Here is an 18,002-nt window from a genome sequence, read left to right as displayed (position 1 = left end):
GACCGGCTGCGGCCCTCCTCGGCTTTTGCCCGACGCGGGCGCCCGTCGGCGGCTACCGTGGCGTACATGCCGATCCGCGCCGTGCTCTGGGACATCGACGACACGATCTTCGACTACGCGGGCGCCGACCACACCGGCATGCGGCTCCACCTGGAGGGCGTGGGACTGCCCGAGGCGTACGCGTCGGTCGACGAGGCCCTCGACGCCTGGAAGGCGATCACCGTCCGGCACTGGGCCCGTGTCGCCGCCGGCGAGACGGACTTCCTCGGCCAGCGCCGGGACCGGGTGCGGGAGTTCCTCTCGCGGCCGCTCACGGACGCCGAGGCCGACGCGTGGTTCGCCGGGCACCTGTCCCACTACGAGGCGTCCTGGCAGCTCTTCCCGGATGTGCTGCCGGTCCTGGACCGGCTGGTGCCCGACTACCGGCACGCGATCCTCTCCAACTCCAGCACCGAGCACCAGCACCGCAAGCTCACCGCGCTCGGCATCCGGGACCGGTTCGAGGCGATGGTCTGCGCCGTGGAGCTGGGCGTCTCCAAACCGGAGGCCGGAGCCTTCCACGCGGCCTGCGAGGAGCTCGCCCTGGACCCGCACGAGGTGGCGTACGTGGGCGACGAGCCGGACATCGACGCGAGCGGGGCCGTCGCCGCCGGGCTGACCGGCATCTGGCTCGACCGGCGGGGGAGGGGCGGGAGGCCGGATCTCGTGACGATCACCGGGCTGGACCAGCTCCCCGCCCTGCTGTCCGGCCAAACCCGTTTTGGAGCGCCGGACACCTTCGGGTAATGTTCTTTCTGCGCCGCCCGAGCGGGACGGAAGATCCGGCCGGGAAGCGCAGACAGAAGTGAAGCCCCCACCAGGGGTTGCATTTCAGTGGGCTATGGTGTAATTGGCAACACTACGGTTTCTGGTACCGTCATTCTAGGTTCGAGTCCTGGTAGCCCAGCGCAGTACCGAGCAAGACCAGCAGTATCCAGCAGGACAAGCCCCCGTTGTGTAGCGGCCTAGCACGCTGCCCTCTCACGGCAGTAGCGCCGGTTCGAATCCGGTCGGGGGTACAGATCCTTCCCGCGAGAACATCTGGGTCGCACCCACGTTCTTGATGCAGGATCGCTAGGGCCCCCGTTGTGTAGCGGCCTAGCACGCTGCCCTCTCACGGCAGTAGCGCCGGTTCGAATCCGGTCGGGGGTACTTGTCACACCATGGGCTATGGTGTAATTGGCAACACTACGGTTTCTGGTACCGTCATTCTAGGTTCGAGTCCTGGTAGCCCAGCGCAAGTCAGCAGTAACCACGCCCCCGTTGTGTAGCGGCCTAGCACGCTGCCCTCTCACGGCAGTAGCGCCGGTTCGAATCCGGTCGGGGGTACAACAGAGCGGTACGGGAAGGCCTTTCACTTCGGTGGAGGGCCTTTTCGCTTGTCCGGGTCACGGCGCCCCAGGTCAAGTCGCCTACGTCACAACGGTGTTGGCCGGGGCAAAGAAAAGGGCCGCCACGGCGCTGGGGCGGCCTTCCGGAAGAGGGGGAGAGATGTCGTACGGGCGTGGGGTCAGCCCGTGCGGCGCAGGGCCTCGCTCAGCCGCGCTGCCGAGTCGATGACGGCCTGGGCGTGCATCCGGCCCGGGTGGCGGGTGAGGCGCTCGATCGGTCCGGAGACCGAGACGGCGGCGACCACGCGGTTCGAGGGGCCGCGGACCGGGGCCGAGACCGAGGCGACGCCCGGCTCCCGCTCGCCGATCGACTGGGCCCAGCCCCGCCGCCGTACGCCGGAGAGCGCCGTCGCCGTGAACCGGGCGCCCTGGAGGCCGCGGTGCAGGCGCTCCGGCTCCTCCCAGGCCATCAGGATCTGGGCCGATGAGCCGGCCTTCATGGTGAGCGTGGAGCCGACCGGCACCGTGTCCCGGAGTCCGGACAGCCGTTCCGCCGCCGCCACGCAGATGCGCATGTCGCCCTGCCGGCGGTAGAGCTGGGCGCTCTCGCCGGTGATGTCGCGCAGGTGGGTGAGTACCGGTCCGGCCGTGGCCAGCAGACGGTCCTCGCCCGCCGCGGCGGCCAGTTCCGACAGCCGGGGGCCGAGGATGAACCGGCCCTGCATGTCCCTCGCCACCATCCGGTGGTGTTCCAGTGCCACAGCCAGTCGATGGGCCGTGGGCCGTGCGAGCCCGGTCGCCGCGACCAGCCCGGCGAGGGTGGCCGGACCGGACTCCAGGGCGCTCAATACCAGAGCTGCCTTGTCGAGAACGCCGACGCCGCTAGAGTTGTCCATACGACGATACTCCCGTCTCACTCTGTGAAACGCAAGTTCAATTTTCGGCGGAAGTTGCGAACCTGTACGGGCGGCCCCACAACGGCCCGCAGCCACCGCCCCGCAGGGGATCCGGACGGCGGCGCACCGAATCTCTAGTTGGGCCGGCGAAGACGCCGGCCGGAGGGAAAGCGATGGGTAGGACACTCGCGGAAAAGGTCTGGGACGACCATGTCGTCCGGCGCGCGGAGGGCGAGCCCGACCTTCTCTTCATCGATCTGCACCTGCTGCACGAGGTGACCAGCCCGCAGGCCTTCGACGGTCTGCGCCAGGCCGGACGTCCGGTACGGCGCCTCGACCTCACCATCGCCACCGAGGACCACAACACCCCGACCCTCGACATCGACAAGCCGATCGCAGACCCGGTCTCCCGCGCCCAGCTGGAGACCCTGCGCAAGAACTGCGCGGACTTCGGCGTACGGCTGCACCCGCTGGGCGACGTCGAGCAGGGCGTCGTGCACGTGGTCGGCCCGCAGCTGGGCCTGACCCAGCCCGGCACCACCGTGGTCTGCGGCGACTCCCACACCTCCACGCACGGGGCGTTCGGCGCGCTGGCGTTCGGCATCGGCACCAGCCAGGTGGAGCACGTCCTGGCCACCCAGACGCTGCCGCTGGCCCGCCCCAAGACCATGGCCATCACGGTCGACGGCGAACTGCCCGAGGACGTCACCGCCAAGGACCTGATCCTGGCGATCATCACCCGGATCGGCACCGGCGGCGGCCAGGGCTACATCCTCGAATACCGCGGCTCCGCCATCGAGAAGCTCTCGATGGAGGCCCGGATGACCATCTGCAACATGTCGATCGAGGCCGGTGCCCGCGCGGGCATGATCGCCCCGGACGAGACCACCTTCGCCTATCTGGAGGGCCGCGACGCCGCCCCCAAGGGCGCGGAGTGGGACGCGGCCGTCGCGTACTGGAAGACGCTGCGCTCGGACGACGACGCGGTGTTCGACGCCGAGGTCGTCATCGACGCCACCGAGCTGGCCCCGTTCGTCACCTGGGGCACCAACCCCGGCCAGGGCGCGCCGCTCTCCGCGAACGTCCCCGACCCCGCTTCGTACGAGGACGCCTCGGAGCGAAACGCCGCCGAAAAGGCCCTGGAGTACATGGGGTTGACCGCCGGGCAGCCGCTGCGCGACATCAGCGTGGACACCGTCTTCGTAGGTTCGTGCACCAACGGCCGCATCGAGGACCTGCGCAACGCCGCCGCCATCCTGGACGGCCGCAAAGTCGCCGACGGCGTACGGATGCTGGTCGTCCCGGGCTCCGTCCGGGTCGCCCTCCAGGCCGTCTCCGAGGGCCTGGACAAGGTCTTCACCGGGGCCGGCGCCGAATGGCGGCACGCGGGTTGCTCGATGTGCCTCGGTATGAACCCCGACCAGCTGGCCCCCGGCGAGCGCTCCGCCTCCACCTCGAACCGCAACTTCGAGGGCCGGCAGGGCAAGGGCGGCCGCACCCACCTGGTCTCGCCCCAGGTCGCCGCCGCCACCGCCGTGCTGGGCCATCTGGCCTCGCCCGCCGACCTGTCCGACACCCGTACCCCCGCCGGAGTCGCATAGCCATGGAAGCCTTCACCACCCACACCGGCCGGGCCGTCCCGCTGCGCCGCAGCAACGTCGACACCGACCAGATCATCCCCGCCCACTGGCTGAAGAAGGTCACCCGCGACGGGTTCGAGGACGGTCTCTTCGAAGCCTGGCGCAAGGACGCCGACTTCGTCCTCAACCGCCCCGAGCGACAGGGTGCCTCGGTCCTGGTGGCCGGCCCCGACTTCGGTACGGGCTCCTCCCGCGAACACGCGGTCTGGGCCCTGCAGAACTTCGGCTTCAAGACCGTCATCTCCTCCCGCTTCGCCGACATCTTCCGGGGCAACTCGCTGAAGAACGGCCTGCTGACCGTGGTCCTGGAGCAGAAGGTCGTCGACGCCCTCTGGGAGCTGACCGAGGCCGACCCGACCGCCGAGATCACCGTCGACCTGGAGACCCGCCAGGTCCGAGCCGAGGGCATCACCGCCGACTTCGAGCTGGACGAGAACGCCCGCTGGCGACTGCTCAACGGCCTCGACGACATCAGCCTCACCCTTCAGAACGAAGCGGACATCGCGGCTTACGAGGCGGCCAGGCCGTCCCACAAACCGCGTACAATTGACGCCTGAGCAGCGCTTTTCCATGACTGCGCCCCCTGCCTCCGGGCAGGGGGCGCAGTCGCTTGTTGAGCCCCCCTCGGGCGACAACTCGCCCCAGATGGCACAATCGGTGCATGGAACGCGACAGCCAACTCAAGCTCTATGGCCAAGTCGCCGACCGATTGAAGGAAGCGCACGCGAAGGTGCGTGCACTGCAAGTCCCGGAGGGCGTACGGATGGCGCTCTCCCGGAAGCTGCTGGTCGTCACGGCCGCGGCGAAGCACGATCTCCCGGACGCGGCAAGGCGTCTGGACCGGTTGATGAAGGACCTCGATGAGGGCCGATTCCCCGAAGGTGACTGACACGTGGAACTGCGCATCGGTCGACTTCGTTGCGGCACTAGGGTGATTAGCCCGTTTCGTGTTTGATTTGCGGTATATATCTGCCTAACGTGCGAAAAAGCCTGAACACTTTCGTTCCGGCAATGTCTCCGAAGGGGAAGACGTGAACAAGGCGCAGCTCGTAGAAGCGATTGCCGACAAGGTCGGCGGCCGCCAGCAGGCCGCAGACGCGGTCGACGCGGTACTCGACGCCATCGTCCGTGCCGTTGTCGCCGGGGACCGTGTCTCGGTCACCGGCTTCGGCTCGTTCGAGAAGGTCGACCGCCCCGCCCGGTACGCCCGCAACCCGCAGACGGGTGAGCGCGTCCGGGTCAAGAAGACCTCGGTGCCCCGCTTCCGCGCGGGTCAGGGGTTCAAGGACCTGGTGAGCGGCTCCAAGAAGCTCCCCAAGAACGACGTGGCCGTGAAGAAGGCCCCCAAGGGCAGCCTCTCGGGCGGATCTTCCGCCGCCCGTACGACGGTCAAGGCCGCCGCCGCCAAGAAGTCGGCCGCCAAGAAGGCCACGCCCAGGAAGACCACCGCCACGAAGGCCGTGGCACCGGCGAAGAAGACCACCGCCACCGCCAAGAAGGCCACCGCCAAGAAGGCGACCGCCACGGCGAAGAAGGCCACGCCGGCCGCGAAGAAGGCGACCCCGGCGAAGAAGGCCACCGCGACCGCCAAGAAGACCGCGCCCGCCAAGAAGGCCACGGCGAAGAAGGCGCCCGCGAAGAAGACCACGGCGCGCACCACCACGGCCAAGAAGGCCACCGCACGCAAGAAGTGAGACCGGGTAACCGCTCGCTTCGAGGAAACGCGCCGGGCCGGGCTCCCCTCCGGGGGAGCCCGGCCCGCGGGCTGTCCGGGGGCACTTCACCCCCCGTACGGTCTAGAACGTCTGCAGCGTCACCAGCGTGATCCGCAGGGCGGCACCCTCGCCCTCGCCCTCGACCCGCACCCGCTGCCCCGGACGCAGCAGCAGCAGACCGCCCGCGTCGAAGGCCGGGGCGTCGAACTCCACCGGGGTGCCGTCGTCCAGCAGCACGCTGCCGGACCGGGTCTCGGGGTCGTACGTGTACGAGGTCGCCTGCATGGGCGGCAGCCTATCGGTCCGGCGCCGACGCGAGCGCGGCCGTGAGTCGCACCGTGTACGGCCCCGCCCCGAGGGCCAGAGCCACCTCCAGGTCCTCGCCCGTATCCACGTCCCGGCGCACCGAGTCGACCCCGGGCAGCGCTATTTCCACCGCGCCCGAAGCCAGATGCCGGGCGGCGGAGGGGCCACCGAAAACGGGGCGCAATTCCGTACCCCCGGCGCAGGACAGAAATGTCGTTCCGATTCCCGCCGCGTCCCGGAGAAATGCCCGGGGAAAAGCGGAGGCAAAATCGAGCACCCGAGCCAATTCTCCGGCGCGCAGGGCCGGCAGATCCGCGTTGAGAGCGGCCACCGGGACGGCGGGCGCGAGGGCCCGCACCGAGCGCGCCCCGTACGCCAGCGCGGCGTTGAGCCCGGCCGCCGGGACGTCCGGCACGATCCGGGCGCCGAGCGCCGAAAGGGCCGCCCCGGCCGCCGCGTCGTCCGTGACGACCACCACATCCCGCACCCGGGGACAGGAGAGTGCCGCCGCCACCGTGTCCTGGGCGAAGGCCAGGGCCAGGCGCGGCCGGGCGAGCTCGCCCGCGGCCCGCCCCAGGCGGCTCTTGGCCCGCGCGAGCGGCTTCAGCGGAACGACCAGGGACCAGAGCCCCGCCGGATCGGTGTTCGTGGCGATCTCCCCCTCCGTGACCATGAGGACTTATTCTCGCCTGCCGGTACGACAACCCGGAGGTCCGGGCCCGGGGGTGAGGCGTACGGTGTTCTCGACAGAGGAGGGGCCTGGGGCGAGACTTGACCGTCGGTAGCCGGCAACAGGTCGAAAGTTCCGATGAGGTCCTTAGAGGAAGGTGTCCGAGTGTCCCGCCGCAGAATCGGCTTCTGGTACCGCCTGGCGGCGGTTATCGCCAAGCCGCCATTGGTGGTTCTGTTCAAGCGTGACTGGCGGGGGATGGAACACATTCCGGCCGACGGCGGATTCATCACCGCCGTCAATCACAACTCCTATCTGGACCCGCTCTCCTACGGCCACTTCCAGTACAACACCGGACGCGTGCCCCGGCTCCTGGCCAAGGCGGGCCTCTTCCGCACCCCCTTCGTCGGGATGATGCTGCGCGGCACCGGCCAGATCCCCGTCTACCGCGAGACGACCAACGCCCTGGACGCCTTCCGGGCCGCCGTCGACGCCATCGAGCGCGGCGAGTGCGTCGCCTTCTACCCCGAGGGCACCCTCACCCGCGACCCCGACATGTGGCCGATGGCCGGCAAGACCGGCGCCGCCCGGGTCGCCCTGATGACCAAGGCCCCCGTCATCCCGGTCGCCCAGTGGGGCGCCAACCTCGCGATGCCGCCGTACGCCAAGGAGAACAAGCTCCAGCTGTTCCCCCGCAAGACGCTGAAGGTCCAGGCAGGCCCGCCCGTCGACCTCAGCCGCTTCTACGATGTCGAGCCGACGCCCGAGGTGCTGCGCCAGGCGACCGAGGTCATCATGGCCGCGATCACCCGCCAGCTGGAGGACGTCCGCGGGGAGAAGGCCCCCGCCGAGCTCTACGATCACCGCAAAGCCCGCGCTGAACAACGGCGCAGGGCGCAGGGAAAGGGATCCACGTGACGCACCCCGTAAAAGCAGCCGTCTTCGGAACCGGCTCATGGGGTACGGCGTTCGCCGTGATCCTCGCCGACGCGGGCTGCGAGGTCACCCTCTGGGGGCGCCGCGCCGAGGTCGCCGAGACCGTCAACACCACGCACACCAACCCGGACTACCTGCCGGGCATCGAGCTCCCCGCCTCGATCCGCGCCACCACCGACCCCGCCGAGGCGCTGCTCGGAGCCGAGTTCGCCTTCCTCGTCGTGCCCTCCCAGACGCTGCGCGCCAACCTCGCCGACTGGGCCCCGCACCTGGAGCAGGACACCGTCCTGGTCTCCCTGATGAAGGGCGTCGAGCTGGGCACCGCCGAGCTGATGAGCGAGGTCATCGCGGACGTCACCAAGGTGACCGCCGACCGCATCGCCGTCGTCTCCGGACCCAACCTCGCCAAGGAGATCGCCGAGCGCCGCCCCGCCGCCGCCGTCGTCGCCTGCGCCGACGAGTCCGTGGCCCAGCGCCTCCAGGCCGCCTGCCACACCCCGTACTTCCGCCCGTACACCAACACCGATGTCGTCGGCTGCGAGCTCGGCGGCGCCGTGAAGAACGTCATCGGCCTCGCCGTCGGCATCGCGGACGGCATGGGCCTCGGCGACAACACCAAGGGCTCCCTCATCACCCGCGGCCTCGCCGAGACCACCCGGCTGGGCGTGGCCATGGGCGCCGACCCGCTGACGTTCTCCGGACTCGCGGGCCTGGGCGACCTGGTGGCCACCTGCTCCTCGCCGCTCTCGCGCAACCACACCTTCGGCACCAACCTCGGCCGCGGCATGACGCTCCAGGAGACGATCGCCGTCACCAAGCAGACCGCCGAGGGCGTCAAGTCCTGCGAATCGGTCCTCGACCTGGCGCGCCGGCACGGGGTCGACATGCCCATCACGGAGACCGTCGTCTCGATCGTCCACGAGGGCAAGTCGCCGGTCGTCGCCGTCAAGGAGCTGATGTCGCGGAGCGCCAAGGCCGAGCGACGCTGACTCCTCCCTTACCAGCAGGTACGCTCATCGCGATATGAGCAGCGAGAACCTCCCCCAGAGCCCTGAGCGCCCCGAGAGCCCTGAGCAGCAGCGCCGCAAGCCGCGTGTGGCTGTCGTGTTCGGCGGCCGCAGCTCCGAACACGGCATCTCGGTCGTCACGGCCGGCGCCGTCATGAAGGCCATCGACCGGACGAAGTACGACGTCCTGCCGATCGGCATCACGACGGACGGCCGCTGGGCGCTCACCGCGGACGATCCCGAACGCATGGCCATCACCGACCGCAAGGTCCCCGACGTGGACCGGCTCACCGAGTCCACCGAGGGCAGCGTCGTGCTCTCCGTGGACCCGGGCAGCCGCGAGGTCGTCTACACCGAACCCGGCTCGGTGCCCAAGGCGCTCGGCGAGGTCGACGTCGTCTTCCCCGTGCTGCACGGCCCGTACGGGGAGGACGGCACCCTCCAGGGGCTGCTCGAACTCTCCGGGGTGCCCTACGTCGGCGCCGGCGTCCTCGCCTCCGCCGTCGGCCAGGACAAGGAGTACATGAAGCGCGTCTTCATCTCCTTCGGACTCCCGGTCGGACCGTACGAGGTCGTCCGGCCCCGCGAGTGGGACCGCGACCCCTCCGCCGTACGCAAGCGGATCGTGGACTTCGCCGGTGAGCACGGCTGGCCGCTCTTCATCAAGCCCGCCCGCGGCGGCTCCTCGATGGGCATCACCAAGGTCGACGAGCTCTCCGGCCTGGACGCGGCGATCGAGGAGGCCCGGCGCCACGACCCCAAGTTCCTCGTGGAGTCCCTGCTGCGCGGCCGCGAGATCGAGTGCGGCGTGCTGGAGTTCGAGGACGGACCGCGCGCCAGCGTGCCCGCCGAGATCCCCCCGGTCACCGCGCACGAGTTCTACGACTTCGAGGCGAAGTACATCGACTCCGCCGCCGGCCTGGTACCCGCACCGCTCACCGCGGAGGAGACCGCCGAGGTCCAGCGGCTCGCCGTCGCCGCCTTCGACGCCACCTCCTGCGAGGGGCTGGTGCGCGCCGACTTCTTCCTCACCGAGGACGGCACCTTCGTCATCAACGAGATCAACACCCTGCCGGGCTTCACCCCGATCTCCATGTACCCGCGCATGTGGCAGGAGAGCGGCGTGAGCTACCCCGAGCTGGTCGACCGGCTGATCCAGGCCGCGTTGACCCGCTCCACCGGACTGCGCTGAGAGACCCGGAAGGCCGGGACGGCGGTGGCCGTCCCGGCCTTCCGGGCGTGGGGGCAAGCGGTCTTCGTGGACGGGGGAGCGGCCGTAGCGCAGTACGATCGCCCCGTCAGCGCGCGGAGAGCACGGTGCCGGGGCGGAGAAACCGGCCGCGCGTCCCACGCGCGGCACCGGACGGGGGTCAGAGGTGGACGACCGGACAGGTCAGGGTGCGCGTGATGCCGTCCACCTGCTGCACTTTGGCGACCACCATGCGGCCGAGTGCATCGACCGTGTCGGCCTGGGCCCGCACGATCACGTCGTACGGACCGGTGACGTCCTCTGCCTGGATGACTCCCGGAATCTTGGAAATGGTCTCGGCGACGATCGACGCCTTGCCCACCTCGGTCTGGATGAGGATGTACGCCTGTACCACGGAACCTCCAGGGCGGCCACGAGGATCATGTGGGGGAAAGGGACGCCACGTTATCGCGTCGCCGAGGGTGACGGGGAGACCTACGGGCCGTGTGACGTCCACAGCGTGGCGTGCGGAGTGCGGAAGTTGACGTATCCCTTGACGGTGCCGACAGCTCTCCTGACGGTACCGACAGCAGTGACGGCTCGCGACCGGGGGCCCGGACGGGTGTCCGGGGCGATAAATGAGAGGTGAGACTCGGTGAAGGGAACCGTGGGCGAGTTGGGGGAGTTCGGGCTCATCAGAGAGCTCACGTCCCGGCTCACCACCACTCCGGCGGTACGGCTGGGGCCCGGCGACGACGCCGCGGTCGTGGCCGCTCCCGACCGCAGGGTCGTGGCCAGTACGGACATCCTGCTGGAAGGGCGGCACTTCCGCCGCGACTGGTCGACGGCGTACGACGTCGGCCGCAAGGCGGCGGCGCAGAACCTCGCCGACATCGCGGCCATGGGCGCCGTGCCCACCGCACTGCTCCTCGGCCTCGTCGTCCCCGCCGACCTCCCGGTCACCTGGGCCGCCGAGCTGATGGACGGGCTGCGGGACGAGTGCCAGGTGGCGGGGGCGGCCGTCGTCGGCGGCGACGTGGTCGGCGGCGACACCATCACCGTCGCCATCACCGCCCTCGGCGACCTGCGCAACCACGAACCGGTCACCCGCGCCGGCGCACGCCCCGGCGACGTCGTCGCCGTCACCGGCTGGCTCGGCTGGTCCGCCGCCGGGTACGCCGTGCTCTCCCGCGGCTTCCGCTCGCCCCGCGCCTTCGTGGAGGCCCACCGCCGCCCCGAACCGCCGTACCACGCGGGCCCCGCGGCCGCCGGACTCGGCGCCACCGCGATGACCGACGTCAGCGACGGGCTCGTCGCGGACCTCGGGCACATCGCCGAGGCCAGCAAGGTCCGCATCGACCTGCGCTCCGGGCTCATCGACATCCCCTCGCAGATGTCCGACATCGGCCAGGCCGTCGGCGTCGACCCGCTCCAGTGGGTGCTGACCGGGGGAGAGGACCACGCGATCGTGGCGACCTTCCCGCCCGACGTGAAGCTCCCCGCCCGCTGGAAGGTGATCGGCGAGGTCCTCAACCCCTCGGCCCTGCCCCAGGTCACCGTGGACGGGGCGCCCTGGACCAGCAAGGGCGGCTGGGACCACTTCGGCGCGATCGAGGACACCTACTAGAGCGCAGGGCTCACGCGTACTGGAGCGCAGGGCTCACGCGTGAGCCTTTGGCGCGCGCGTGCGCGTACTAGATTGCTGCGCATGCCCATACGTACCGCTGTACCGCCCCGCGTCCTCACCGTCGCCGGATCCGACTCCGGCGGCGGTGCGGGGATCCAGGCCGATCTGAAGACCATGCTCGCCCTCGGTGTGCACGGCATGAGCGTGCTCACCGCCGTCACAGCGCAGAACTCCCTCGGCGTCCAGGGCGCGTGGGAGCTCCCGGTGGACGCCGTACGCGCCCAGTACCGCAGCGTCGTCGACGACATCGGCGTCCAGGCGGTGAAGACCGGGATGCTCGCCTCGGCCGCGCTCGTCGAGACCGTCGCCGAACTCCTCGCCGGGACGGACGCCCCCGTCGTCGTCGACCCGGTCGGAGTCTCCAAGCACGGGGACGCGCTGCTCGCCGCCGAGGCGCTCGATTCCGTACGGACGAAGCTGCTGCCCGTCGCCACGGTGGCCACCCCGAACCTCGACGAAGTGGCGCAGCTCACCGGCGTACAGGTCACCGACGAGGACGGCATGCGGCGGGCCGCCGCGGAGATCCTCGCGTTCGGACCGCGCTGGGCGCTCATCAAGGGCGGCCACCTGCCCGGCGAGGCGGTCGACCTGCTCACCGACGGGAGCGCGGAACACTGGCTGCGCGCCCCCCGTTACGACAACCGGCACACCCACGGCACCGGCTGCACCCTCGCCTCCGCCATCGCCTCCGGGCTCGCGCTCGGCCAGGACGTGCCCACGGCGGTGGAGGGCGCGAAGGCGTACGTCACCGGTGCGATCCGGGCCGGATTCGCACTGGGCGGCGGTATCGGCCCGGTCGACCACGGCTGGCGGACGCGCCAGGCCGGCTGACTACAGCCGTCGGAGCACAGCAAAAAGCCGGTCCACCGAGGTGGACCGGCTTTTTGGGCAACCGGAAGGCTGCGCTACGACGGAGACGTCAGCGCGCGACCTTGCCGGCCTTGATGCACGAGGTGCAGACGTTGAGCCGCTTCGGCGTCCGACCGACCACGGCACGCACGCGCTGGATGTTGGGGTTCCAGCGACGGGACGTACGGCGGTGCGAGTGCGAAATGCTGTTGCCGAAGCTCGGCCCCTTGCCGCAAACGTCGCAGTTGGCAGCCACGGGTCACTCCAAAGACTTCAGATGCACTTACAGTGAATTCCGGCGCGCCGGAATCATTGAATGAAGTGGCGGTACCGGAGGAATGGCCCGACTCTCATCGGGCAACCGAAGCAGCATACAACGCCTGCTCCGGAGATACGAAACTACCACGGGTTGGCCCAATGCCCTCCCGCCCCCTGTCCCTGCCCAGGCCCCGGCAGGCGGGCTAACCTGCGGTGCAGCCCGTTGCCACGGCCGCTTCAAGGAGGACCATCGGTGCCGCAGCTCCCCGACGATCTGGACGCCGTCGCGGTGCGCACCTGGTGCTCACTGGCCCTGGAGGCCCTGGGCCGGGAGCGCGCGGAGATCGACGCGATCAACGTCTATCCCATCGCCGACGGGGACACCGGCACCAACCTCTATCTGACCGTCGAGTCCGCCGCCGCGGCCGTCGAGGCGGTCTTCGCCGCCCATGAGACCGGCACCACCGCACCCGCCACCGCCGATGCCGTACGCGCCATGGCGCACGGCGCCCTGATCGGCGCCCGGGGCAACTCCGGCACGATCCTGGCCCAGCTGCTGCGCGGCATGGCCGGGGTGCTGGCCGACGGCGGTGACGCGGCGCACCTGCGCCTCGCCCTGACCCGGGCCGCCGCCGCCGCCCGGCAGGCCGTCGCCCACCCGGTGGAGGGCACGGTGCTGACCGTCGCCACGGCGGCCGCCGAAGCCGCGCAGGGCGAGGAGCGGGAGGTGCGCGCGGTGGTGAGCGCCGCGTACGAGGGGGCGCGCGCCGCCTTGGCGAAGACCCCGGAGCAGCTCGCCGTGCTCGGCCGGGCCGGTGTCGTGGACGCCGGGGGACGCGGGCTGGTGGCGGTCCTGGGGGCGCTGGTGGAGGCGGTGACCGGGCAGGCTCCGGTACGGGGGCCTCGTACCGGGTCCGGGAAGGCCGCGGCCCCTGTGGACGGCGGATCCGTGGTGGGGCTGCCGGTGGGCGGGGTTCCGGTTCCGGCGGGCGGCGCTCTCGTGGAGGGCCCGCTCGACTGCCCCGAGGAGCTCGACGGCGGGGGGCCCGCCTTCGAGGTGATCTACCTCCTGGAGGCCCGTGACGAGCAGGTGGACCGGCTGCGGACCCGGCTCGACGCGCTCGGCGACTCCCTGGTCGTGGTCGGCGGCGACGGGCTCTGGCACGTCCACGTCCATGTCGACGACGCCGGGGCCGCCGTGGAGGCGGGCGTCGAGGCCGGGCGGCCGTACCGGATCCGGATCACCCACTTCGCCACCGAGAGCGGCCACGACGTCCGCGTCCAGGCCGAACCGGCCCAGCGCGCGGTGGTCGTCGTGGTCCCCGGCGACGGCCTCGCCGGGCTCTGCACCGAGGCCGGCGCCACCACCGTGATCGCCCGCCCCGGCGAACCCCCCGCCAGCGGCGAACTCGTCGACGCCATCCGCCGCGCGCACGCCCGCGAGGTGGTGCTGCTGCCCAACGACGCGGCCCTGCGCCACACCGCGGCCGCCGCCGCCGAGCAGGCCAGGACCGAGGGGGTCAGGGTCGCCCTCGTCCCCACCCGCGCCGCCGTCCAGGGCATCGCCGCCCTCGCCGTGCACGAGCCGGACCGCGGCTTCGACGAGGACGTGGTCGCCATGACGGCCGCCGCCGGCGCCACCCGCTACGCCGAACTGGCCGTCGCCGAGCGCCAGTCGTGGACCATGGCGGGCATCTGCCAGGCCGGTGACATCCTCGGCCTGATCGACGGGGACGTGGCCGTCATCGGCGCCGACGTCCCGGCCACCGCCCGCACCGTGCTGGACCGGATGCTGGCGGCCGGAGGCGAACTGGTCACCCTCGTCCTCGGCGAGGACGTCCCGGACGCGATGGCGGACGCGCTGGAGGAGCACGTACGCGAGGGCTATCTCGCCGTCGACACGGTCGTCTACCGGGGCGGACACCAGCGCGCACCGCTGCTGATCGGTGTCGAGTAAGGAGACCTACCGCCGTGCCCGGCCCAAGGTTGTCAGTGGCGTGGTGTGCAATGGATCGCGTGTCCTCGTTCGATGAACCTCTCAAGAAGCTGCTCGGCGGAGCCACCGCGAAGGTGATGGCCGAACACCTCGACCTGCACACGGTCGGTGATCTGCTGCACCACTACCCGCGGCGGTACGAGGAGCGCGGCAAGCTGACCGCGCTGGCCGACCTCCCGCTGGACGAGCACGTCACGGTCGTCGCGCAGGTCGCCGACGCCCGCATCCTGATGTTCAACAACGGCCGGGGCAAACGGCTTGAGGTCACCCTCACCGACGGCAGCGGTCGCCTCCAGCTGGTCTTCTTCGGCCACGGCGTCCACAAGCCGCACAAGGAGCTGCTCCCGGGCCGCCAGGCGATGTTCGCGGGCAAGGTCTCCGTCTTCAACCGGAAGATGCAGCTCGCCCACCCCACGTACCAACTGCTCGACGCCTCCGACGCCGACGAGGCGACCGAGGCCGTGGACGCCTTCGCAGGACGGCTGCTGCCGATCTACCCCGCCTGCAAGCAACTGGACTCCTGGCGGATCGCCAAGGCCGTCGACGCCGTACTGCCCAGCGCGCAGGACGCGGTGGACCCGCTGCCCGCCTCCCTGCGCGAGGGGCGCGGCTTCACCCCGCTGCCCGAGGCGCTGCTGAAGGTGCACCGGCCGCAGACGAAGGCGGACGTCGAGGACGCGAAAGCCCGGCTCAAGTGGGACGAGGCGTTCGTCCTCCAGGTCGCCCTGGCCCGCCGCCGGTACGCCGACACCCAGCTCCCCGCCGTGGCCCGCCGCCCGGTCGCCGACGGCCTGCTGGACGCCTTCGACGCCAAGCTGCCGTTCACCCTCACCGAGGGCCAGGAGAAGGTCAGCAAGGAGATCTTCGACGACCTGGCCACCGAACACCCCATGCACCGCCTCCTCCAGGGCGAGGTGGGTAGCGGGAAGACGATGGTGGCCCTGCGCGCCATGCTCACCGTCGTCGACGCGGGCGGCCAGGCCGCGATGCTCGCCCCCACCGAGGTCCTCGCCCAGCAGCACCACCGCTCGATCACCGAGATGATGGGCGAGCTGGCCGAGGGCGGCATGCTCGGCGGCTCGGACCGGGGGACCAAGGTCGTCCTGCTCACCGGCTCCATGGGGATGGCGGCCCGTCGGCAGGCCCTGCTCGACCTGGTCACCGGCGAGGCCGGAATCGTCATCGGTACCCACGCCCTCATCGAGGACAAGGTCCAGTTCCACGACCTCGGGCTGGTCGTGGTCGACGAGCAGCACCGCTTCGGCGTCGAACAGCGGGACGCCCTCCGCTCCAAGGGGAAGCAGCCGCCCCACCTCCTCGTCATGACCGCGACCCCCATCCCCCGTACGGTCGCGATGACCGTCTTCGGCGACCTGGAGACCTCCGTCCTGGACCAGCTCCCGGCCGGCCGCTCCCCGATCGCCAGCCATGTCGTCCCCGCCAAGGACAAGCCTCACTTCCTCGCCCGCGCCTGGGAGCGCGTGCGCGAGGAGGTGGAGAACGGCCACCAGGCGTACGTGGTCTGCCCCCGCATCGGCGACGACGCGGAGGAGGCCGATGGGAAGAAGGGGAAGGCCAAGAAGAGGGCTGCCGATGAGGACCCCGAGAAGCGTCCGCCGCTCGCCGTCCTGGAGATCGCCGACGAGCTCCGCAAGGGCGCCCTCGCCGGGCTGACAGTCGAAGTGCTGCACGGCCGCATGCACCCCGACGAGAAGGACGACGTGATGCGCCGGTTCGCCGCCGGGGATGTCGACGTCCTGGTCGCCACCACCGTCATCGAGGTCGGCGTCAACGTTCCCAACGCCACCGCCATGGTGATCATGGACGCCGACCGGTTCGGCGTCTCCCAGCTCCACCAGCTCCGCGGCCGCGTCGGCCGTGGCTCGGCCCCCGGGCTCTGCCTGCTGGTCAGCGAGGCCCACGAGGCGAGCCCCGCCCGCGCCCGCCTCTCCGCCGTCGCCGCCACCCTCGACGGCTTCGAGCTCTCCCGTATCGACCTGGAGCAGCGCCGCGAGGGCGATGTGCTCGGCCAGGCCCAGTCCGGGGTGCGCTCCTCGCTGCGGATGCTCACCGTCATCGACGACGAGGAGGTCATCGCCGCCGCCCGCGAGGAGGCCGTCGCGATCGTCGCCGCCGATCCGGAGCTGGAGCACCTGCCGGAGCTGCGGACGGTGCTGGCGGCCCTGCTCGACAAGGACCGGGAGGAGTACCTCGACAAGGGGTGAGCGCACGGGGCCGCCCTGCCGGTGCGGGCCGCACGCCATATCGTGGACGGACAGCCTGTACCCATCGGCGTACGGGCGGCACGCGCCCACGCGCGAGCCCCTGTGCCCGCCCCCGACCCCCGAGGATCCGACACCCATGACCCGCGTGATCGCCGGATCGGCCGGCGGACGCCGCCTGGCCGTACCGCCCGGCACCGGCACCCGCCCCACCTCCGACCGTGCGCGGGAGGGCCTCTTCTCCACCTGGGAAGCGCTGCTCGGCACTCTCGAAGGCGTCCGCGTCGCCGATCTGTACGCCGGCTCCGGTGCCGTCGGCCTCGAAGCGCTCTCCCGGGGCGCGGTCCACGCCCTGCTCGTCGAGGCGGACCAGAAGGCGGTCCGTACCGTCCGGGACAACGTCCGCACCCTCGGCCTGCCCGGCGCCGAGGTCCGTACCGGCAGGGCCGAGCAGATCGTGACAGGACCGGCGCCCTCGGACCCGTACGACATCGTCTTCCTGGACCCGCCGTACGCCGTCACCGACGACGATCTTCGCGAGATCCTGCTCACACTCCGTGCTCAGGGGTGGCTCACAGCCGATGCGCTCGTCACGGTGGAACGCAGCACCCGGGGCGGAGAATTCGGCTGGCCCGCCGGATTCGAGCCACTGCGGGCCCGTCGCTACGGCGAGGGAACGCTTTGGTACGGTCGCGCCGCCGCTACGTGCGAAGACGCACGATGACCGGACCGGAGAGCGAGGGAATCACAGTGCGCCGCGCCGTCTGTCCGGGGTCTTTCGACCCCATCACCAACGGACATCTCGACATCATCCAACGAGCCTCCAAGCTGTACGACGTGGTGCACGTGGCGGTGATGATCAACCAGTCCAAGAAGGGGCTGTTCACCGTGGACGAGCGGATCGAGCTGATCCGCGAGGTCACCGCCGGCTTCGGCAACGTGGAGGTGGAGTCCTTCCACGGCCTGCTGGTCGACTTCTGCAAGCAGCGGGAGATCCCGGCGATCGTGAAGGGCCTGCGGGCCGTCAGCGACTTCGACTACGAGCTCCAGATGGCCCAGATGAACAACGGCCTCTCCGGCGTCGAGACGCTCTTCGTGCCGACCAATCCGACGTACAGCTTCCTGTCGTCCTCGCTGGTCAAGGAGGTCGCGACCTGGGGTGGCGACGTCTCCCACCTGCTGCCTCCCACGGTCCACGAGGCGCTCACGAAGCGGCTGGGCGAGCGCTGAGCGGCTGACGGTCCGTCACCAGGTGTCGGGC

19 protein-coding genes and 5 tRNA genes are annotated in these 18,002 nt (G+C 70.8%); 19 read left to right on the top strand and 5 right to left on the bottom strand.

From position 1 onward, the window contains the following. The first annotated feature begins 66 nt into the window (after positions 1–66). The 6 genes from IF17_RS0124465 to IF17_RS0124440 all read left to right on the top strand — a co-directional run bounded on the left by IF17_RS0124465 (position 67) and on the right by IF17_RS0124440 (position 1,368). Positions 67–786, top strand: a complete 720-nt coding sequence (locus tag IF17_RS0124465) for an HAD family hydrolase (protein WP_030569687.1) — start codon at positions 67–69, stop codon at positions 784–786. A gap of 88 nt (positions 787–874) precedes the next feature. Then, positions 875–946 (top strand) — tRNA-Gln (locus IF17_RS0124460). A gap of 39 nt (positions 947–985) precedes the next feature. After that, positions 986–1,058: transfer RNA gene (locus IF17_RS0124455), tRNA-Glu, on the top strand. A 60-nt stretch (positions 1,059–1,118) separates the two neighbouring features. After that, positions 1,119–1,191: transfer RNA gene (locus IF17_RS0124450), tRNA-Glu, on the top strand. A 12-nt stretch (positions 1,192–1,203) separates the two neighbouring features. After that, positions 1,204–1,275 (top strand) — tRNA-Gln (locus IF17_RS0124445). Positions 1,276–1,295: 20 nt separating this feature from the next. After that, positions 1,296–1,368: transfer RNA gene (locus IF17_RS0124440), tRNA-Glu, on the top strand. Between the two features lie 181 nt (positions 1,369–1,549). Here IF17_RS0124440 and ndgR read toward each other — a convergent pair. Beyond that, a complete protein-coding gene (ndgR, locus tag IF17_RS0124435; RefSeq protein WP_003966003.1) occupies positions 1,550–2,266 on the bottom strand; it encodes an IclR family transcriptional regulator NdgR in 717 nt (238 codons plus the stop codon). Between the two features lie 173 nt (positions 2,267–2,439). Between ndgR and leuC the strand changes: the two genes are divergently transcribed. The 4 genes from leuC (at position 2,440) to IF17_RS0124415 (ending at position 5,600) form a co-directional block, all read left to right on the top strand. Continuing rightward, positions 2,440–3,867, top strand: a complete 1,428-nt coding sequence (leuC, locus tag IF17_RS0124430; protein WP_030569684.1) for a 3-isopropylmalate dehydratase large subunit — start codon at positions 2,440–2,442, stop codon at positions 3,865–3,867. 2 nt (positions 3,868–3,869) lie between these two features. Further along, on the top strand, positions 3,870–4,463 hold the full coding sequence (gene leuD / locus IF17_RS0124425; protein ID WP_030569675.1) for a 3-isopropylmalate dehydratase small subunit: 594 nt from the start codon (positions 3,870–3,872) through the stop codon (positions 4,461–4,463). A 104-nt stretch (positions 4,464–4,567) separates the two neighbouring features. Next, positions 4,568–4,795, top strand: a complete 228-nt coding sequence (locus IF17_RS0124420) for an SCO5555 family protein (protein ID WP_030569672.1) — start codon at positions 4,568–4,570, stop codon at positions 4,793–4,795. 142 nt (positions 4,796–4,937) lie between these two features. Continuing rightward, positions 4,938–5,600 (top strand): HU family DNA-binding protein, encoded by a 663-nt coding sequence (locus tag IF17_RS0124415; protein WP_030569668.1) that lies wholly within the window; start codon positions 4,938–4,940, stop codon positions 5,598–5,600. Positions 5,601–5,702: 102 nt separating this feature from the next. On the opposite strand, the gene IF17_RS1000000138695 is transcribed toward IF17_RS0124415, so the two are convergent. After that, complete coding sequence (locus IF17_RS1000000138695) at positions 5,703–5,906, bottom strand: hypothetical protein (RefSeq protein ID WP_030569665.1); 204 nt, start codon at positions 5,904–5,906, stop codon at positions 5,703–5,705. Positions 5,907–5,916: 10 nt separating this feature from the next. Beyond that, complete coding sequence (cofC, locus tag IF17_RS0124405; RefSeq protein ID WP_030569662.1) at positions 5,917–6,600, bottom strand: 2-phospho-L-lactate guanylyltransferase; 684 nt, start codon at positions 6,598–6,600, stop codon at positions 5,917–5,919. Positions 6,601–6,762: 162 nt separating this feature from the next. On the opposite strand from cofC, the gene IF17_RS0124400 reads away from it, so the two are divergent. The 3 genes from IF17_RS0124400 to IF17_RS0124390 are packed head-to-tail and all read left to right on the top strand — an operon-like array spanning position 6,763 to position 9,732. Beyond that, positions 6,763–7,515 carry a lysophospholipid acyltransferase family protein gene (locus tag IF17_RS0124400; protein ID WP_030569659.1) on the top strand — a complete coding sequence of 251 codons (753 nt, stop codon included), beginning with the start codon at positions 6,763–6,765 and terminating at the stop codon, positions 7,513–7,515. After that, complete coding sequence (locus IF17_RS0124395) at positions 7,512–8,522, top strand: NAD(P)H-dependent glycerol-3-phosphate dehydrogenase (protein ID WP_030569656.1); 1,011 nt, start codon at positions 7,512–7,514, stop codon at positions 8,520–8,522. Before IF17_RS0124400 ends, IF17_RS0124395 begins: the two co-directional genes overlap by 4 nt. Before the next feature lie 34 nt (positions 8,523–8,556). After that, complete coding sequence (locus IF17_RS0124390; RefSeq protein WP_030569653.1) at positions 8,557–9,732, top strand: D-alanine--D-alanine ligase family protein; 1,176 nt, start codon at positions 8,557–8,559, stop codon at positions 9,730–9,732. A gap of 178 nt (positions 9,733–9,910) precedes the next feature. On the opposite strand, the gene IF17_RS0124385 is transcribed toward IF17_RS0124390, so the two are convergent. Then, positions 9,911–10,144: an Lrp/AsnC family transcriptional regulator gene (locus IF17_RS0124385; RefSeq protein ID WP_015611652.1), complete on the bottom strand. Its 234-nt coding sequence runs from the start codon at positions 10,142–10,144 to the stop codon at positions 9,911–9,913. A gap of 240 nt (positions 10,145–10,384) precedes the next feature. Here IF17_RS0124385 and IF17_RS0124380 point away from each other — a divergent pair, with 240 nt between their 5' ends. Both IF17_RS0124380 and thiD read left to right on the top strand, forming a co-directional pair. Then, positions 10,385–11,356 carry a thiamine-phosphate kinase gene (locus tag IF17_RS0124380; protein ID WP_030569648.1) on the top strand — a complete coding sequence of 324 codons (972 nt, stop codon included), beginning with the start codon at positions 10,385–10,387 and terminating at the stop codon, positions 11,354–11,356. Positions 11,357–11,437: 81 nt separating this feature from the next. After that, positions 11,438–12,247, top strand: coding sequence for a bifunctional hydroxymethylpyrimidine kinase/phosphomethylpyrimidine kinase (thiD, locus tag IF17_RS0124375; protein WP_030569645.1), 810 nt, complete (start codon positions 11,438–11,440; stop codon positions 12,245–12,247). Positions 12,248–12,335: 88 nt separating this feature from the next. Here thiD and rpmB read toward each other — a convergent pair whose 3' ends face one another. Continuing rightward, positions 12,336–12,521 carry a 50S ribosomal protein L28 gene (gene rpmB, locus IF17_RS0124370; RefSeq protein ID WP_003965989.1) on the bottom strand — a complete coding sequence of 62 codons (186 nt, stop codon included), beginning with the start codon at positions 12,519–12,521 and terminating at the stop codon, positions 12,336–12,338. Positions 12,522–12,776: 255 nt separating this feature from the next. Here rpmB and IF17_RS0124365 point away from each other — a divergent pair, with 255 nt between their 5' ends. From IF17_RS0124365 to coaD, 4 genes are all read left to right on the top strand, one after another. Beyond that, positions 12,777–14,480, top strand: a complete 1,704-nt coding sequence (locus IF17_RS0124365; RefSeq protein WP_030569642.1) for a DAK2 domain-containing protein — start codon at positions 12,777–12,779, stop codon at positions 14,478–14,480. Positions 14,481–14,530: 50 nt separating this feature from the next. After that, positions 14,531–16,744: an ATP-dependent DNA helicase RecG gene (gene recG / locus IF17_RS0124360; protein WP_030569638.1), complete on the top strand. Its 2,214-nt coding sequence runs from the start codon at positions 14,531–14,533 to the stop codon at positions 16,742–16,744. A 136-nt stretch (positions 16,745–16,880) separates the two neighbouring features. Further along, a complete protein-coding gene (gene rsmD / locus IF17_RS0124355; RefSeq protein ID WP_018509652.1) occupies positions 16,881–17,465 on the top strand; it encodes a 16S rRNA (guanine(966)-N(2))-methyltransferase RsmD in 585 nt (194 codons plus the stop codon). Between the two features lie 26 nt (positions 17,466–17,491). Then, positions 17,492–17,971 carry a pantetheine-phosphate adenylyltransferase gene (gene coaD, locus IF17_RS0124350; protein WP_032772528.1) on the top strand — a complete coding sequence of 160 codons (480 nt, stop codon included), beginning with the start codon at positions 17,492–17,494 and terminating at the stop codon, positions 17,969–17,971. Positions 17,972–18,002 lie beyond the last annotated feature (31 nt).

Origin of the sequence: Streptomyces cyaneofuscatus, assembly GCF_000718135.1 — a bacterium.
Lineage (GTDB): Bacteria > Actinomycetota > Actinomycetes > Streptomycetales > Streptomycetaceae > Streptomyces > Streptomyces cyaneofuscatus.
This window is presented reverse-complemented; position numbering and strand designations above follow the sequence as displayed.

Bases quoted from the DNA above. Each gene is read 5' to 3' on its own strand.
- leuC (WP_030569684.1), top strand. From the start codon at position 2,440: ATGGGTAGGACACTCGCGGAAAAGGTCTGGGACGACCATGTCGTCCGG.
- leuD (WP_030569675.1), top strand. From the start codon at position 3,870: ATGGAAGCCTTCACCACCCACACCGGCCGGGCCGTCCCGCTGCGCCGC.
- IF17_RS0124390 (WP_030569653.1), top strand. From the start codon at position 8,557: ATGAGCAGCGAGAACCTCCCCCAGAGCCCTGAGCGCCCCGAGAGCCCT.
- IF17_RS0124465 (WP_030569687.1), top strand. From the start codon at position 67: ATGCCGATCCGCGCCGTGCTCTGGGACATCGACGACACGATCTTCGAC.
- rsmD (WP_018509652.1), top strand. From the start codon at position 16,881: ATGACCCGCGTGATCGCCGGATCGGCCGGCGGACGCCGCCTGGCCGTA.
- thiD (WP_030569645.1), top strand. From the start codon at position 11,438: ATGCCCATACGTACCGCTGTACCGCCCCGCGTCCTCACCGTCGCCGGA.
- IF17_RS1000000138695 (WP_030569665.1), bottom strand. From the start codon at position 5,906: ATGCAGGCGACCTCGTACACGTACGACCCCGAGACCCGGTCCGGCAGC.
- cofC (WP_030569662.1), bottom strand. From the start codon at position 6,600: ATGGTCACGGAGGGGGAGATCGCCACGAACACCGATCCGGCGGGGCTC.
- ndgR (WP_003966003.1), bottom strand. From the start codon at position 2,266: ATGGACAACTCTAGCGGCGTCGGCGTTCTCGACAAGGCAGCTCTGGTA.
- recG (WP_030569638.1), top strand. From the start codon at position 14,531: ATGGATCGCGTGTCCTCGTTCGATGAACCTCTCAAGAAGCTGCTCGGC.
- IF17_RS0124420 (WP_030569672.1), top strand. From the start codon at position 4,568: ATGGAACGCGACAGCCAACTCAAGCTCTATGGCCAAGTCGCCGACCGA.